Origin of the sequence: Parabacteroides leei (assembly GCF_023369805.1) — a bacterium.
Lineage (GTDB): Bacteria > Bacteroidota > Bacteroidia > Bacteroidales > Tannerellaceae > Parabacteroides > Parabacteroides leei.
Genome location: NZ_JAMBQG010000016.1, coordinates 1 through 15,488, shown reverse-complemented (window position 1 = coordinate 15,488; position 15,488 = coordinate 1). Strand labels below are relative to the sequence as shown.

Sequence of the window (15,488 nt, the reverse complement as noted above, 5' to 3'; positions counted from 1 at the left end):
TTTATTTGTTTCCCAACCGGAAAGTGTAGTCGTTTTTCCCGCGAAACGCCCGGTATATCCTTACATATAGGTTGAATAAAGGTAGAATCAGTTCAAGGAAGAATAACCAGCCTGTTACCGGCTTCTGCTGTAACAAATGAGCTGATTTATGCAGGATTGTCGCTTTCACTACAAATCTGGTGATATACAACAAGCCTGCGAGAACGGATAACAGCCAGTTTCCGTAAATACCGAGAACGATTGCGGCAACAACCGCCAGGAAGAAGAGGAAATAACTCATGCTTTCCATCCTGTAGAAAGTCAGTGTCCCCCCCTTATAATGACGATGGGTGGCAGCGCGTGAAACTTTCATTTCTTTCCACATACCGAACCGTTCTATTTTTGCCATTTCAGTGATGCTTTCGGGAGTATATTCCACTTTTGTGTTTTTACCGTTTGCCGCTTCGTTGATAAACAGGTCGTCGTCTCCGGCGTGCAGGCTCAAGGATTTATAGTATCCTTTGTGGGCAAAGAATAAATCTTTTTTATAAGATAGGTTACGTCCGTTGCCGACATAAGGGTGGCGGGTTAAGGCTGAGGATATATATTGTAGTCCGCTCATCAGGTTATCGTAAGCGACTAGTTTATGGAAGAAGCCCTTATGGTTGCCGTAAGCACAAAATCCCAATACGATACTGGTTTCTTTATTATAGTTACGTGCCATCGTGGAGATCCAGTTCTTACTCATTGGCTCGCAGTTCGCTTCCGTGAAAAGGAGGACGTCGTGTCGGGCAGCTTTGATTCCGACAGTCAGGGCCAGTTTTTTTCGGCTCAGGTATTTTACGTCTTCCGGAATATAGGTGTGATACAGATGTTTATTGTCGTTTTTTAGCTTTTTCAATACTTCATCGCTCTCGTCCGTAGAGCCGTCATTCACCACGATTACTTCATATTCGGGATAGTCCTGAGTCAATAAAGATGGTAAATGTCTCCGTAGGTTTTCGGATTCGTTTTTTGCATAGACAATAACAGATACGGCCGGTTGGGCCTCTTTTTTCTCTGTATTGTTTCTCTTGGATTCCTTTAATGGGCGGGCGTATGTCACCAGATAATACAAAAGTTGAATGATAAATAAACCGGCAGTTATACCTGCCAGGATCAGTTCTATATTGTTGAGTATAAATAAGTCTTTCATTATCGAGGCTGTATTTTTAAAAAACGTACAAATGTACATGTTTCCTGCTTAATAACCATATTATCCCAGTAAATGTGCAATTAATGTAAAAGGCGGACGGAAAGAAGACAGTACTTTTGTCGCGGTAATTTTAATAGGAATAACGTGATGAATAGAAAAATGGGAATTGTGGTTCTGGTCCTTTCCTTACTGGCTGCACTGGAACCTTTGAGTATAGACCTTTATCTTCCTGCTTTTACGGATATTGCCGAAAGTCTGCAGGTCTCTCTGAGTGAAGTACAAATATCCTTATCCATCTTCCTGGCGGGTTTTGCTATCGGGCAACTGTTTTGGGGATCGCTTTCCGATTATTACGGACGGAAAAATCCGATCTTGCTCGCGACTGCTTTATATACCGTCAGTTCGTTTGCTTCCATCTATGTGACTTCGATCGAACAACTTTGGGTGATCCGTTTCTTTCAGGCTTTCGGAGGATGTGCCGGTGTTGTGGTCGGACGTGCAGCGGTGAACGATTTGTTTGTGAATGAACAACGGACGAAGGTGTTCTCTTTATTGGTGATTATTTCAGGTATTGCTCCTGTAATTGCTCCGACTATCGGCAATTTGCTGTTGAAACAATGGCATTGGCACGGGGTGTTCAATACGATGGCGTTGTTAGGTGCTTGTACCATTCTGCTGACCTGGATATTCCTTCCGAAAAGTAAATCGATACCTTTACCCGAAGGTGTGAAAGCGAAGAAACCTTCGTTGCGGGAGATGGTGAAAGGGTACGTACGGGTGATGAAAGTTTGGCCGTATATGGTTTATACGATAATAGGCTGTATGGCTTACGGTGGTTTGATGGTATATGTTTCCAATGCTCCGTTCCTGATCATGGAAAAGGGCGGAATGTCGGGAGATATGTTTGCCATTATTTTCGCGGTCAATTCGTTGGGCTTGATGTTCGGTACCTATATTATTAATTTCTTTCTGAAATATATGACGTTGAAGAAGCTGGTGAGATATACGCTTGCTTTTCAATTGTTGATCGGGGTGTTGCTGGTGGTAACTTCGTTGGTGTCGACTTCTGTCGTGCCTTTATTGGTGTTGGTTTTCCTGAATCTGATCCCGATCGGATTGTTGCTGCCGGCAACGACTTCGCTTGGACTGGCTTATTTTAAGGAAGACAGCGGGGCGGCTTCGGCATTGATGGGATTTCTGCAATTGTTGTTTACCGGGATACTGTCGGCTGTGGTCAGTTTCCTGCAGAACAATTCGGTGGTGCCGATGATGTGCGGACTGTTCGTTTGCGGGCTAACCTCTTTTATGCTGTTGTTTGTCGATACGCGGCGACGGTTGGCGATGATCAAAGTCCGTTCATGACAGGTCTTTCTTCAATAACGACCGGAATTGTTCGGGGGTACAGCCGCTTTGTTCCTTGAAGAAGCGGGTAAAATAAGAAGCTTCGCTGAATCCCAGGTTGAACGCAATTTCCTTGAAGCTCGAAGCACCGGAACTGATCATGCGTTTGGCTTCCAGTAATAGCCGTTGGTCTATCAGTTGTTTGACTGTGTGGCCGACGGCCTTTTTTGTCAGTTCGTTCATCCGTTTGTTGCTGAGGTTTACTTCGCAGGCGTAGAAGTCGGTGGATCGCTCGTTGATGTAATATTTGTCTATCAAGGACAAGACTTTACTGACGCGTATATCCTGGTCGACCCGGGTATCGGTGTATAATAATAACAGATGGGTGATCAAGGCGTGCATGTATGAGTTGAGCAGGCTTTTTCGGTGCAGCCCTTCATGTTCGGTGTAGATCAGTTGAATGATTTGGCGGATAGCCGGGATTTCTTTCTCCGGGAGAAGAAGCATAGTTGGAAATGTATGATCCGCATACCTCTCGATATGAAGGCAGAGACGCTCGAAATAATCGGGATTGATGGCGAACAGGAATCCTTTCTGATCTTTTAATTTCAGTGTATGTACTTGTCCTGGACGGAGCAGGTAAAGCAGGTTTGCTTGCAATGGATATTCGACGAAGTCGATATTGTGGCTTTCGTTTGTCCCCGTTTCCGTAAAGAATTGCAGTTCGTAGAAATTATGTCGGTGCGATCCCTGAAAATTCAAAGGCGCGCAGTTCTCGATCCGTTCGACGACGAAGAAGTCCGTTTCATCCAGGTTATGTACGGGAATATTATCTAAGAACATTTCACTATATTTTATCGCAAAGATAGCTTTTTAATCCTTATTTTTGTGTGGCATATCCTCCTGAAATATGAATGAAACTGTTCTCGAAAAACTAAAGATATTAGCTGAATCGGCTAAATATGATGTATCCTGCGCGTCAAGCGGTACTTCCCGTTCCAAGAAAAGCGGAATGATAGGAAGCGCGGCGGGGTGGGGTATTTGCCATAGTTTTGCGGAAGACGGACGGTGTATTTCTTTATTGAAAATCATGCTGACCAATTCATGCATGTATGATTGTGCTTATTGCATCAACCGCCGGAGCAACGACCTGCCGCGGGCGACGCTTTCCGTTTCGGAGTTGGTCGATCTGACGATCGAGTTCTACCGTCGTAACTATATCGAAGGATTGTTTCTGAGTTCGGGGGTTGTCAGGAGCCCGGATTATACGATGGAGCGATTGGTGCGTGCCATAAAGGATCTGCGCCTGATACACCGTTTCAACGGGTACATCCACATGAAAAGTATTCCCGGTGCCAGTCAGGAACTGGTGAACGAAGCCGGTCTGTATGCCGACCGGTTGAGTGTGAATATCGAGATCCCGAATGAACAAAGCTTGCAGGTACTTGCTCCCGAGAAAGACTTTAAGAGTGTCTTTGCTCCGATGCGTTATATCCAGCAAGGCGTTTTGCAGAGTGCGGAAGAGCGTAAGCGGTTCCGGCATGCTCCGCGTTTCGCCCCGGCGGGACAAAGCACGCAGATGATCGTAGGGGCTACGGCCGACACGGATAAAGATATCCTTCGCCTGTCGTCGGCACTTTATCAGCGTCCGACAATGAAAAGGGTGTATTATTCCGGCTTTATCCCTGTGAATGATTACGACACACGTCTACCGATGCTGAAGCAGCCTCCCTTGGTACGCGAAAACCGTTTGTATCAGGCCGACTGGCTATTGCGTTTCTACCAGTTTAAGGTGGATGAGATCGTGAACGATGCCTATCCGGATCTCGATCTGGAATTAGATCCGAAGCTATCGTGGGCGTTGCGTAACCCGCAGGCGTTCCCGGTCGATATTAATAAAGCAGATTATGAAATGCTCCTCCGCGTACCGGGCATAGGCGTGAAGTCGGCTAAACTGATCGTCGTATCCCGCCGTTATGGTCGCCTGGGAGCCGAGCAATTAAAGAAAATGGGTATTGTGATGAAGAAGGCGCAATATTTTATCACCTGCAATGAACTGCCGATGCATACGGTAAATGAGCTGAAACCGGAGAATGTCCGCCATCTGTTATTACAAAAAGGCAGAAAGAAGATAGACGACAGGCAATTGACTTTACAGTTTCCGGAATAATATTATGGTAGTTTTTATATACGATAAGACTTTTGAAGGATTGCTAACGGCCGTCTTCGATGCGTATTCCCGTAAATCGTTTCCGGATGCGCTGAGGACGGAAGGAGAGCCGTTGCCCCTGTTCTGTGAGGAAACGGTTACCATTTGTTCGGACAGCGGGAAGGCAGACCGGGTATGGAAAGGGCTGCAAAAGAAATTGTCGCAGACCTCGCTTTCGATGCTGACGGTGACCTGGTTGTCGGAGTTGCCGGAGATAGATATGCTGCTGTTTCGTTATATCCGTAAAGCAGTCGATCATCCCCGGTCGATAGAGCTGAATTTCGGTGATCCGGATGTGTTGGAACTGGCTAAAATATGGAAGAAGGTAAACAACGAACGGCTCCGCAACATGCAGTTCTTCCGTTTCCAGAAGGCGGCCGACGGTACTTTCTTTGCGGCACTGGAACCTGTATATAATGTATTACCCCTGATTATTCCTCATTTAAAGGATCGCTTTTCCGATCAGAAATGGTTGGTGTATGACCTGAAACGCGAATATGGTTATTATTATGACCTGACGGAAGCTGTCGAAGTGCGTTTTGAGCATAAGGAGGCCCATCTGCTTTCCGGTTTCCTCAGTGAAAGTATCATGGATAAGGATGAAAAACTTTTCCAGCAGATGTGGAAGACTTATTTTAAATCGATCGCCATCAAGGAACGGCTGAACCCGAAATTGCATCGGCAGCATATGCCTGCCCGTTTCTGGAAATATATGACGGAAAAACAATAGAGGAACAGGATAAAAAGCGGATTCTCATCGTGAGAAAGCTCCAACAAGAAATGGAGAAGGCTTCTCACTGTGAGAAAGTTTCAAAAAAGGATAGAGAACGTTTCTCACGGTGAGAATGCTTCAAAAAAGCAAAAAAGAATGTTTCTCACAGTGAGAAAGCTCCCCAAAACGTTAACGAACGTTTCTCACGGTGAGAGAGCTTCAAAAAATGTGGGCGAACGTTTCTTACAGTGAGAAAGCCCTGAATTTATTTCTGCCAAATCTCCCAGGCTGCGAATGCCTGAAGTAACAACATTTCCAGTCCGTTCTTGACAACGGCTCCTTTTTCTTTCCCTTTCTTCATGAAAAGAGTTTCATCCGGGTTATACAACAAGTCGTATAACAGATGATCGGGTGTGAGCAGGTCGTAAGGAATGTCGGGGCATTTATTGATATCCGGAAACATTCCCAGCGGGGTCGTATTGACGATCACGGTGTATTGCTCCATTATTTTAGGCGTGATCTCATCGTAAGTGATACAAAATTCTTTGGGTTTGCGTGAAACCAGCGTGGCCCCGACTCCCAACTGTTTTAAACCCTGGAAGACAGCCTTCGAAGCTCCGCCGGTACCCAGGATCAGTGCTTTTCGGTGTGTTTCATTCAAAAGCGGTTCAATCGATTGCTTGAACCCGATAATGTCGGAATTGTATCCTTTCAGCTTTTTACCGAAAAGGCCTTTGGTGAACTTTATCACGTTCACAGCACCGATCAGACGTGCGTCTTCATCCAGTTCGTCCAGAAAAGGAATAACCTGTTCCTTGTAAGGGATCGTCACGTTCAGACCGTTTAAGTCCGGATTCTCTTTCAATACTGTTTTGATATCCTTGATGTTCGGAATCTCGAAGTTAATATATTGAGCATTTATTTTTTCCGCCTCAAACTTCTGGTTGAAATAAGTTTTGGAAAACGAGTGCCCGAGTGGATATCCCAATAAACCATATTTCTGCATAGCCTTTTCTCTTTCTGTTTATTTCGTAGGGGTGTTTTGCGAACTACCCTTACAACCTGTGTATAATGAACAAATTCCAAAAGTAAAGGTGCGAACCCGTGCCTCGGAGAATCCCCGGCGAACGAGCAGTTCTTTCATCACCTTTCCTTGCGGAACTACTTTGATAGATGCCGGCAGATAGCTGTAAGCAGCCTTTTCTTTCGAAAATAACCGGCCGATGCATGGAATGATCGTCTTTGAATAGATCCGGTAAAGTTGTTTCATCGGAAAATGTTCCGGTGTGGAAAGCTCGAGGATCATCAGATGACCGCCGGGTTTCAATACCCGGAACATCTCTGCTATCCCTTGTTCGATATTTTCAAAGTTACGTACTCCGAATGCAGCAGTTACGGCGTCAAACGAATTGTCGGGGTAGGTGAGCGCCGTACAGTCCTGTTGTTCGAATGATATATATTCCGAGTAACCGGCCCTGGCCACTTTCTCGCGTCCGACCTGCATCATGCCTTCGGAAATGTCGGCCCCGATGATCTGCCGGGCTTTCAGTTTGCGATGCATGGAAATGGCGAGGTCGCCTGTTCCGGTGGCGATATCCAGTATAGACTGCGGAGAAAAAGGACGCAGGAAAGCAATGCCTTTCCTGCGCCATATTTTATCGATTCCGAACGAGAGCGTATGGTTCAATAGATCATAGGTGCCTGCAATCGAGTCGAACATACGTCTGACTTGTGTGCTCTTCTGTTCTTCTCCGTTGTAAGGTAATATCTGTTCTGAACCGTACTTCATATGCTCTTATTTATTTTTCAGATAGTCTGTTACGTTCTTTTCGATGCGGGCCAACAGATTGTCTGTATCGCCTTTTTCGAATTTTTCACCGGTGATATGTTCGAACAACTCGATGTAACGTTCGCTGATACCTTCGACGATAGCCGGAGTCATTTCAGGAACCACCTGTCCTGCTTTACCTTGGAAACCGTTATCCATCAACCATTCGCGAACGAATTCTTTTGAAAGCTGTTTCTGCGGTTCACCTTTGGCGAAACGGTCTTCATAACCTTCGGAATAGAAGTAACGGGAAGAGTCGGGAGTATGGATTTCGTCGATCAGGTAGATCTTACCGTCACGGTGTCCGAATTCGTATTTGGTGTCGACCAGGATCAGGCCGCGTCCGGCTGCGATCTCTGTTCCGCGTTTGAACAAATCCATTGTATATTTTTCAAGTACGGCGTAGTCTGCTTCAGAAACAAGTCCCTGTTTCAGGATTTCTTCTTTAGAGATGTCTTCGTCGTGAGCACCGATAGCTGCTTTTGTTGTCGGAGTGATGATTGGTTCCGGGAAACGTTGGTTTTCGCGCATACCTTCCGGCAGTTTGACACCGCAGATTTCACGAACACCGCTCTTATAAGCACGCCATGCGCTACCGCAAAGATAACCGCGTACGATCATTTCGACAGGGAAACCTTCGCACTGTACACCAACGGTAACCATTGGGTCGGGAGAGGCCATTTTCCAGTTCGGGCAAATGTCGGTGGTTGCGTCAAGGAATTTGGCTGCAATCTGGTTCAACATCTGGCCTTTGTAAGGAATTCCTTCCGGTAATACTACGTCGAAAGCAGAGATACGGTCGGTTGCGACCATTACCAATACTTCATCGTTGATATTGTACACGTCGCGTACTTTACCATGATAAACACTCTTTTGTCCCGGAAAATTGTAATCTGTTTTAACTAACGCCTTCTTCATGACCAATTTATTTTTGATTGTTTTCTGATAGTTTGTTGTTCTTTTCTATTGTTGTTTTAGGCGAGTGGGGCTTTGTCTCACTGCGTCGTTTGTCGTCGAATTTGTCGTACGCTTCCACTATACGTTGTACCAGCTTATGACGGACGATATCTTTCTTGTCGAATTCGATCCTGCCGATCCCTTTCACTCCCTTCAGGATCTGCATGGCCTGCACCAGTCCGGAAGTGGCGGTAGGGGGAAGGTCTATCTGGGTGACGTCACCGGTAACGATCATTTTTGCGTTCATCCCCAGGCGGGTCAGGAACATTTTGATCTGGTGCGTAGTCGTATTCTGTGCTTCATCGAGGATAATTACGGCATCGTTCAGCGTACGTCCGCGCATAAAAGCAAGCGGAGCGATCTGGATGACATTGTTCTCCATATATTCTTTGAGTTTTGCTCCCGGTATCATATCCTGCAAAGCATCGTACAGAGGCTGGAGATACGGATCGAGTTTGTCTTTCATCTCTCCCGGCAAGAAGCCCAGTTTTTCTCCGGCTTCAACGGCGGGACGACTCAGGATAATCTTTCTTATTTCTTTGTTTTTTAATGCTTTGACGGCAAGAGCGATGGCAACGAATGTCTTACCTGTCCCGGCCGGACCGGTGGCGAATACAAGGTCGTTCTCTTCGAAAGCCTTAACGAGCAGTTGCTGGTTTTCGGTACGGGCAACGATCGCTTTACCATTCATACCGTGAATGATCAGGTTCTCCTGTTTAACGACTGTCGGAGTCTTTCCTTTGATAATGTCGAGGATCACGTCTTCTGTCAGGGAGTTGAACTCTTCACAGTATTTTTCAACTTCGCGGATTTTCTTCAGGAATAGCTCGGACTCATCTTCATCACCGATTACTTTCATCACATTTCCGCGGGCTACGATGCGAAGTTTCGGAAACAACGTTTTTATCAGTTGCATGTTCGCATTATTCACTCCGTAAAAAATAACCGGGTCTACACTTTCAAGAATATATATTCGTTCTATCATCCGTTCTTATCCTTTTTCCTTATAGTTTTATGTTCTATCCTGCTTTTTATTCAGGTACGCAAAATTAGTAATATTCTTTATCTCCTAAATAGATTTGGGCTTTTTTTTGAGAATAACTATGGGAACATATCTTTTAGTTTCCAGTCGTCTTGCCTGCAATCCCATATGGCATGTCTTTCGATGAGGTCGGGGCTGATCAGATTTTTGATCTTATGCAACAACTGCTCATCGTCGATTTGCGTCAGTTGTTCAATCAGTGAAAGTTTCAGTTCTAAAGTGCTCATATCCATATTCTTTTATTTATGCTGTTCACAAAAGTACGAAATCTTCTTTCCCTTATCCTGTTAAGTCTGGTATTTTTCCTATTTTTGTTTCCCAAAATCAAAAAGGATGAAGATATTTATAAATATAATGACTTTGCTGGCCGTATTTATGGCTGTTTGTGCTTTTTCTTCTTGTAAAGAAAAACGTGGTGAGTTGAAAACCATATGGTATAATGGCAGTTATAATCGTGATTTTAATGATCTGAACGATGTTCAGCTGGCGGTGGCACAAAAGATTGGTATTGAGCCTATCGGTAACCGGGAAGAAGCCGGACATGCTTCAAAGAAAATGAAAGAAATCAAGACCAACGATTATTATGAGGTAGAAGAGTTGAAACACTCCATCCCTTATCTGATCCCTGAAGCGGCTACTTTGCTGGAGGATATCGGCCGCAATTTTCAGGACTCGCTGTACAATCTGAATGCATCTTTATATAAGGTGAAAGTAACCAGTGTTACCCGTACCGTAGACGATGTCAAGAAATTGGGTAAACGTAACTACAATGCATCGATGAACTCTGCCCACCGTTATGGAACCACTTTCGACGTTTCGTGGGTACGCTATACCAAGATAGATGAGAAAGATACGCTGAACATCGACAACGACCGTTTGAAAATGGTACTTGCATCCGTGCTTCGCGATCTGAGACGAGAAGACCGCTGTTATATAAAGCACGAACGCAAGCAAGGATGTTTTCACATTACTGTACGGAAATAAGGTTTTCGATCACCTTTTTCAGTTCATGTTTGGGGAGTGTGCCCAGCATGAGTTCTTTCGTTCCGTCCATTTTACATAGAAGAAGTGTCGGTATTGTGCGGATGTTGAACGCTGTCTCCAACTCTTCTTCGTTGTCTACGTTTACTTTGTAGATATATAATTGTCCTTCATAAGTCTGTGCAAACTCAGCCAGTATCGGGTCCAGGCGTTTGCAGTAACCGCACCAGGGTGCCTGGAAATCTACGATACAAGGTTTATCTCCTATATATTTCCAGTCTTTTGGATCAGCTTCAAAGTTACCAACTTTCCGGATGAATTCTGCTTTTGTCAGTTCTATGGGTTTCATATGCTTTTTGTTTTAATTGATGATGCAAAGTTACATCGGATAGGTGAGGTATGAAATGGCAATATGACTTATATTATTGTCAATTTTCCGAAAGTTGTTTTAGGACTTTTTCTTGTCGTGCATCACTGCTTCTGACAGGAACGACAGTATCGTTTGTTTATGCGGACCTTCCAATAATATATAAATCAGTTCGGCGAATTTGACGGGTATCATTTCATTCTTCACCTCTTTTTCAAGTTTGCAATATAATTCGATGGAGTCGAAAAAGTTTCGGAATATATTCTCTTTAGGGATAATATGTACCTTCTGGCAAGAGGCCGGTTTATGTTGTTCGTTTAAGATACCGGTTATTCCGGGTAGTTTAAGAATATATTGTGCGGTCCATTGATTGAAAAATAGGGCAAGCATGGAATAGTTCCGATTGCCGATGAGCTCCGAGGAGAAATAGGCTCCCGGAGCGATAAGACACATTTCGCCTTCCTGTACAAATAGTTCGGAACCGTTATTCATCAGATGAAGCGTTCCTGATACTACATATACAATAGAATGATGTGTCAGGAAAGTGCGGATGTTTTCCCGATTAGATCTGGCTGAATGTTGTAATACTTTAAAATTCTCTACTTCTCCGTTAAAAATACGCATATTCTTTAAAAGATCCGGCAAGATAAAGTTCTCCACTGTCATCCTCTGCCTTTTGTGTTTACGATTCTGTCAAAGATAAGTCTTTTCCTCCTAAAACGATAGTGCTGTGAGTGTTAGAATCTCTTATTTTTTTAGATAAGAAGTATATTCATTACTATTAAAACAGCTGGATAAGAAGTAAACCAAGCAATACGGAAACGCCGGTCGCGATCAGTCCGGGAACCATAAATGAGTGATTTAATATGTATTTTCCGATATGTGTCGTTCCTGTACGGTCAAAATTGATGGCAGCCACTACGGTCGGATAGTTCGGAATGAAAAAGTAACCGTTTACTGCGGGGAAAAGGGCGATCAGCATATAAGGGGAGATTCCCAGTGCAATACCTAAAGGCAATAAAGCGCGTACGGTCGCAGCCTGGCTGAACAACAGGATAGACATCAGGAATAGAGCGATACCGAATAACCAGGGCATTTCAGTAACGATCTGTTCGATAGAGCCTTTCAGCTCCGCCATATTTCCTCCGATAAATGTATCTCCCATCCAGGCTATACCGAAGATGGCAACGACAGCCTGCATACCTGCTGAGAAAACAGAACCTTGCACGGCTTTGATCCCGTCGGTTTTAGTAGCCAACAGAATAATGGCGGCTGCCGATAACATCAATATTTCAATAATGTAAGCCATAGACAAGGAAGTCCCGTTAAATACCGGACGGATGCTTTCGATAGAACCGAACAGGATAATACCGATCGTAGCCAGAATAAAGATGGCAACCGACCAGGCTGCCGCCTTCTTGTTATTTACGTCCTTCAATTCATATTTCTCCGTCTTGAACTCTCCTTCGGCGATACGTCTTTTGAATTCGGGATCGTCTTCCAGGTCTTTGCCGACATGGAGGGAGTAAAAAGCTCCGGCCAATACGCCTGCCAATGTACAGGGGACAGAGATCATCAGGATATTAATCAGGCTTATATCGAATCCGTGTCCGGTCAGCATACTTAATAAGGCTACGGTTGCCGCGGAGATCGGGCTGGCGGTAATAGCCTGCTGTGAAGCGATCACGGCAATACCCAACGGACGTTCGGGACGTATTTTTGTTTCAGTCGCCACCTCGGCAATCACCGGGAGTACGGAATAAGCGACATGGCCGGTTCCGGCAATAAACGTAAAAATGTAGGTGACGAGCGGACTTAATATTGTAATTTTGGAAGGATTCTTCCGAAGAAGCTTTTCTGCCCATTTCACCATCAGGTCCAAACCTCCTGCAGCCTGCATGCAACTAGCTGCTGCAATGACTGCTACGATCATTAACATCACGTCGATAGGGGGAGAGGTCGGTTCGAGACCGAAGACAAAAGTTAGTACGGCAAGCCCGAGCCCACCTAAAACGCCGAGCCCGATACCACCAAGGCGGGCTCCGATTATAATTGCAATTAATACAAATGCTAGTTGAATTAACATATTCAGTAACTTGTTATTGTAGATTTAGTTTCTAAAAGTTGCAAATTTAGTGATTTAGAACTAAAAACTCATTATTTTTGCTGAGCTAAGAACTACAAATACATTTAAAATGCGCATGAAAAGATTCAAATCCCTAATTTTAGTCGCGTTATTAGGACTGGTAACTAGCTTATCGGCCCAGGTCCGCAGTGAATTTCTGTTAGAAAAGAACTGGAAGTTTACTCGCGAAGATAACTCCGACTTTATCAAACCCGCTTTCGACGACAGTAAATGGCAATCCGTGACGGTTCCGCACGATTGGGCCATCTACGGTCCGTTCAGCTCCCAGAACGACAAACAGGAAGTGGCTATTTCACAGGATGGCCAGAAAGAGGCAATGGAACATGCCGGTCGTACAGGAGGTCTGCCTTTTGTCGGTGTGGGTTGGTACCGTACCCAGTTTGAGGTGCCCCGGTTTGCCGATGGGAAGAAGGCTACGATCCTTTTTGACGGGGCGATGAGCCACGCCAAAGTATATATCAACGGACAGGAAGTCGGTTATTGGCCGTACGGATATAATTCTTTCCATTTTGATATTACAAAGTATCTGAAACCGGGGCAGAAGAATACGCTGGCTGTCCGCCTGGAAAACCTGCCGGAGTCTTCCCGCTGGTATCCCGGAGCCGGCCTGTATCGTAACGTGCATGTTATCGTCACGGAAGATGCCCATATTCCGGTTTGGGGAACCTTTGTAACGACACCTGTCGTAAAGAAAGAGTTCGCCAAAGTAAATGTAAACACAAAGGTCGATTTGCCTGCCGGAGCCGATCCGAAGCAATATGCCGTGAAGACAAGCCTTCGCAACCCGAACGGGGAAATGCTGGTGGAGTCTACACTGCCGTTGACGGATATCGTTTATAATAACGGTACGGTCGATCAGGAATTTATCGTTCATACCCCGACACTCTGGTCGCCGGATATGCCTGCCCTCTATGTGGCGGAAAGTCGTCTTTATAAGAATGGGACAGAGCTGAAAGATACTTATTCGACTCCGTTCGGTATTCGTTCGATCGAGATCATTCCGGGTAAAGGTTTCTTCCTGAATGGTGAGAAGACTGTTTTCAAAGGTGTTTGTAACCATCATGACCTGGGTCCGTTGGGTGCTGCCGTGAATGATGCGGCTATCCGTCGCCAGATCCGTATCCTGAAAGATATGGGATGTAATGCGATCCGTACCTCACACAATATGCCGGCTCCCGACCTGGTGAAGGCTTGTGATGAGATGGGTATGATGTTGATGGCTGAAAGCTTCGACGAATGGAACGTGGCTAAATGTAAGAACGGTTACAACCTGTTTTTTGATGAATGGGCTGAAAAAGATATGGTTAACCTGGTTCATAATTTCCGCAATAATCCGAGTGTGGTTATGTGGTGTATCGGTAACGAAGTGCCGAACCAGTGGCGTGAAGGCGATGCCAAGATAGCTCGCTTCCTGCAGGATATCTGCCATCGTGAAGATCCGACCCGCCCGGTTACCCAGGGGATGGATGCCCCGGATGCTGTTGTGAACAATAACTTTGCAGCTGTGATGGAAGTGGCCGGTTTCAATTACCGTCCGTTCAAATATCAGGAAAACTATAAGAAGCTGCCGCAGGAGATCATTCTGGGAAGTGAAACGGCTTCGACAGTAAGTTCACGTGGCGTGTATAAGTTCCCCGTTGAACGCAAGGCGATGGCAGTTTACGACGACCACCAGAGTTCTTCTTACGATGTGGAACATTGCGGTTGGTCGAACCTGCCGGAAGATGACTTTATCCAGCACGAAGACCTGCCGTATTGTATCGGCGAATTCGTATGGACCGGTTTCGACTATTTGGGCGAGCCGACCCCGTATTACACCAACTGGCCGAGCCACAGTTCCCTGTTCGGTATCATCGACCTGGCAGGTATCCCCAAGGATCGTTACTACCTGTACCGCAGCCATTGGAACAAAGCGGAAAAGACTTTGCATATCCTGCCTCACTGGACATGGCCGGGACGTGAGGGTGAAGTGACTCCGGTATTCGTCTATACCAACTATCCTTCTGCCGAACTGTTCATCAACGGGAAAAGCCAGGGCAAACGTACGAAAGATCTGAGTATCGGCATCGACAGCAGTTATACCGAGGCTGCCCAGAAGAGTTTCGAACGTCAGAAACGTTATCGCCTGATGTGGATGGACACCAAATATGAACCGGGAACAGTGAAGGTGGTAGCCTACGATAAGGATGGCAATGCCGTAGCCGAAGAAGAAGTGCATACAGCCGGCAAACCTCATCATATCGAACTGAGTGCCGACCGTACCAACCTGACAGCCGATGGCAAAGACCTTTCATTCATCAACGTACGGGTGGTGGATAAGAATGGAAACCTTTGTCCGGATGCAACCAACCAGATCAAGTTTAACGTTCGTGGTGCCGGAACATATAAAGCGGCAGCCAACGGTAACGCTGCCAGCCTCGAGTCTTTCCAGGCTCCGCAGATGAAATTGTTCAGCGGCCAGCTTACAGCAATTGTGCAAACGGAAGAAACTCCGGGAACAATCTACTTCGAGGCTTCCTCACCGGGTGTGAAGAGTGCGCAGATTGAGTTGATCAGCCGATAAGGTTATTTTAATGTATAAAGAAAATCCCCTTCGCAGAAATGTGAAGTGCACCCCAAAAGTTAGACATAAAACTTTAGGGGTGCATTTTTTATGTATAGACATCACAGTTTTGAAGAGAAACTAAACATTGTAACGAAAATTCAGCATGGTATTCCTCTTGGGCGATTA

15 protein-coding genes are annotated in these 15,488 nt (G+C 45.4%); 5 read left to right on the top strand and 10 right to left on the bottom strand.

The window, feature by feature from the left end; translation table 11 throughout:
* Position 1: 1 nt before the first annotated feature.
* Positions 2 to 1,174, bottom strand: coding sequence for a glycosyltransferase (locus M1P97_RS19420; protein WP_195374429.1), 1,173 nt, complete (start codon positions 1,172 to 1,174; stop codon positions 2 to 4).
* A 147-nt stretch (positions 1,175 to 1,321) separates the two neighbouring features.
* Here M1P97_RS19420 and M1P97_RS19415 point away from each other — a divergent pair, with 147 nt between their 5' ends.
* Positions 1,322 to 2,536 carry a multidrug effflux MFS transporter gene (locus M1P97_RS19415; protein ID WP_195374430.1) on the top strand — a complete coding sequence of 405 codons (1,215 nt, stop codon included), beginning with the start codon at positions 1,322 to 1,324 and terminating at the stop codon, positions 2,534 to 2,536.
* Here the strand turns inward: M1P97_RS19415 and M1P97_RS19410 are convergent.
* A complete protein-coding gene (locus M1P97_RS19410; RefSeq protein ID WP_195374431.1) occupies positions 2,531 to 3,358 on the bottom strand; it encodes a helix-turn-helix domain-containing protein in 828 nt (275 codons plus the stop codon). The two genes, M1P97_RS19415 and M1P97_RS19410, sit on opposite strands and share 6 nt — an antisense overlap.
* 67 nt (positions 3,359 to 3,425) lie before the next feature.
* Here M1P97_RS19410 and M1P97_RS19405 point away from each other — a divergent pair, with 67 nt between their 5' ends.
* Together M1P97_RS19405 and M1P97_RS19400 are read left to right on the top strand one after the other, a co-directional pair.
* On the top strand, positions 3,426 to 4,685 hold the full coding sequence (locus M1P97_RS19405; protein ID WP_195374432.1) for a putative DNA modification/repair radical SAM protein: 1,260 nt from the start codon (positions 3,426 to 3,428) through the stop codon (positions 4,683 to 4,685).
* A 4-nt stretch (positions 4,686 to 4,689) separates the two neighbouring features.
* Complete coding sequence (locus M1P97_RS19400; RefSeq protein WP_195374433.1) at positions 4,690 to 5,454, top strand: TIGR03915 family putative DNA repair protein; 765 nt, start codon at positions 4,690 to 4,692, stop codon at positions 5,452 to 5,454.
* A gap of 247 nt (positions 5,455 to 5,701) precedes the next feature.
* On the opposite strand, the gene M1P97_RS19395 is transcribed toward M1P97_RS19400, so the two are convergent.
* The 5 genes from M1P97_RS19395 to M1P97_RS19375 all read right to left on the bottom strand — a co-directional run bounded on the left by M1P97_RS19395 (position 5,702) and on the right by M1P97_RS19375 (position 9,490).
* Entirely contained in the window at positions 5,702 to 6,442 is a 741-nt protein-coding gene (locus M1P97_RS19395) for a shikimate dehydrogenase family protein (RefSeq protein ID WP_195374434.1), read from the bottom strand.
* A gap of 18 nt (positions 6,443 to 6,460) precedes the next feature.
* Positions 6,461 to 7,225, bottom strand: coding sequence for a bifunctional demethylmenaquinone methyltransferase/2-methoxy-6-polyprenyl-1,4-benzoquinol methylase UbiE (gene ubiE, locus M1P97_RS19390; protein WP_195374435.1), 765 nt, complete (start codon positions 7,223 to 7,225; stop codon positions 6,461 to 6,463).
* 6 nt (positions 7,226 to 7,231) lie between these two features.
* Positions 7,232 to 8,182, bottom strand: a complete 951-nt coding sequence (locus tag M1P97_RS19385; RefSeq protein ID WP_195374436.1) for a phosphoribosylaminoimidazolesuccinocarboxamide synthase — start codon at positions 8,180 to 8,182, stop codon at positions 7,232 to 7,234.
* A gap of 7 nt (positions 8,183 to 8,189) precedes the next feature.
* Positions 8,190 to 9,206 (bottom strand): PhoH family protein, encoded by a 1,017-nt coding sequence (locus tag M1P97_RS19380; RefSeq protein WP_195374437.1) that lies wholly within the window; start codon positions 9,204 to 9,206, stop codon positions 8,190 to 8,192.
* 116 nt (positions 9,207 to 9,322) lie between these two features.
* A complete protein-coding gene (locus M1P97_RS19375) occupies positions 9,323 to 9,490 on the bottom strand; it encodes a hypothetical protein (protein ID WP_249389941.1) in 168 nt (55 codons plus the stop codon).
* A 106-nt stretch (positions 9,491 to 9,596) separates the two neighbouring features.
* On the opposite strand from M1P97_RS19375, the gene M1P97_RS19370 reads away from it, so the two are divergent.
* Positions 9,597 to 10,247: a DUF5715 family protein gene (locus tag M1P97_RS19370; RefSeq protein WP_195374438.1), complete on the top strand. Its 651-nt coding sequence runs from the start codon at positions 9,597 to 9,599 to the stop codon at positions 10,245 to 10,247.
* Here the strand turns inward: M1P97_RS19370 and M1P97_RS19365 are convergent.
* From M1P97_RS19365 to M1P97_RS19355, 3 genes are all read right to left on the bottom strand, one after another.
* Positions 10,231 to 10,593 (bottom strand): thioredoxin family protein, encoded by a 363-nt coding sequence (locus M1P97_RS19365; protein ID WP_195374439.1) that lies wholly within the window; start codon positions 10,591 to 10,593, stop codon positions 10,231 to 10,233. The genes M1P97_RS19370 and M1P97_RS19365 overlap by 17 nt on opposite strands.
* A gap of 99 nt (positions 10,594 to 10,692) precedes the next feature.
* On the bottom strand, positions 10,693 to 11,277 hold the full coding sequence (locus M1P97_RS19360; protein ID WP_249389940.1) for a cupin domain-containing protein: 585 nt from the start codon (positions 11,275 to 11,277) through the stop codon (positions 10,693 to 10,695).
* A gap of 115 nt (positions 11,278 to 11,392) precedes the next feature.
* On the bottom strand, positions 11,393 to 12,697 hold the full coding sequence (locus M1P97_RS19355; protein WP_195374441.1) for an anaerobic C4-dicarboxylate transporter family protein: 1,305 nt from the start codon (positions 12,695 to 12,697) through the stop codon (positions 11,393 to 11,395).
* Positions 12,698 to 12,812: 115 nt separating this feature from the next.
* Between M1P97_RS19355 and galB the strand changes: the two genes are divergently transcribed.
* A complete protein-coding gene (galB, locus tag M1P97_RS19350) occupies positions 12,813 to 15,320 on the top strand; it encodes a beta-galactosidase GalB (RefSeq protein ID WP_249389939.1) in 2,508 nt (835 codons plus the stop codon).
* Positions 15,321 to 15,488 lie beyond the last annotated feature (168 nt).

What these genes read in the sequence shown, in the direction of transcription:
- M1P97_RS19420 (WP_195374429.1), bottom strand. Translation starts at nt 1,174, where the DNA reads ATGAAAGACTTATTTATACTCAACAATATAGAACTGATCCTGGCAGGT.
- M1P97_RS19415 (WP_195374430.1), top strand. Translation starts at nt 1,322, where the DNA reads ATGAATAGAAAAATGGGAATTGTGGTTCTGGTCCTTTCCTTACTGGCT.
- M1P97_RS19410 (WP_195374431.1), bottom strand. Translation starts at nt 3,358, where the DNA reads ATGTTCTTAGATAATATTCCCGTACATAACCTGGATGAAACGGACTTC.
- M1P97_RS19405 (WP_195374432.1), top strand. Translation starts at nt 3,426, where the DNA reads ATGAATGAAACTGTTCTCGAAAAACTAAAGATATTAGCTGAATCGGCT.
- M1P97_RS19400 (WP_195374433.1), top strand. Translation starts at nt 4,690, where the DNA reads ATGGTAGTTTTTATATACGATAAGACTTTTGAAGGATTGCTAACGGCC.
- M1P97_RS19395 (WP_195374434.1), bottom strand. Translation starts at nt 6,442, where the DNA reads ATGCAGAAATATGGTTTATTGGGATATCCACTCGGGCACTCGTTTTCC.
- ubiE (WP_195374435.1), bottom strand. Translation starts at nt 7,225, where the DNA reads ATGAAGTACGGTTCAGAACAGATATTACCTTACAACGGAGAAGAACAG.
- M1P97_RS19385 (WP_195374436.1), bottom strand. Translation starts at nt 8,182, where the DNA reads ATGAAGAAGGCGTTAGTTAAAACAGATTACAATTTTCCGGGACAAAAG.
- M1P97_RS19380 (WP_195374437.1), bottom strand. Translation starts at nt 9,206, where the DNA reads ATGATAGAACGAATATATATTCTTGAAAGTGTAGACCCGGTTATTTTT.
- M1P97_RS19375 (WP_249389941.1), bottom strand. Translation starts at nt 9,490, where the DNA reads ATGAGCACTTTAGAACTGAAACTTTCACTGATTGAACAACTGACGCAA.
- M1P97_RS19370 (WP_195374438.1), top strand. Translation starts at nt 9,597, where the DNA reads ATGAAGATATTTATAAATATAATGACTTTGCTGGCCGTATTTATGGCT.
- M1P97_RS19365 (WP_195374439.1), bottom strand. Translation starts at nt 10,593, where the DNA reads ATGAAACCCATAGAACTGACAAAAGCAGAATTCATCCGGAAAGTTGGT.
- M1P97_RS19360 (WP_249389940.1), bottom strand. Translation starts at nt 11,277, where the DNA reads ATGACAGTGGAGAACTTTATCTTGCCGGATCTTTTAAAGAATATGCGT.
- M1P97_RS19355 (WP_195374441.1), bottom strand. Translation starts at nt 12,697, where the DNA reads ATGTTAATTCAACTAGCATTTGTATTAATTGCAATTATAATCGGAGCC.
- galB (WP_249389939.1), top strand. Translation starts at nt 12,813, where the DNA reads ATGAAAAGATTCAAATCCCTAATTTTAGTCGCGTTATTAGGACTGGTA.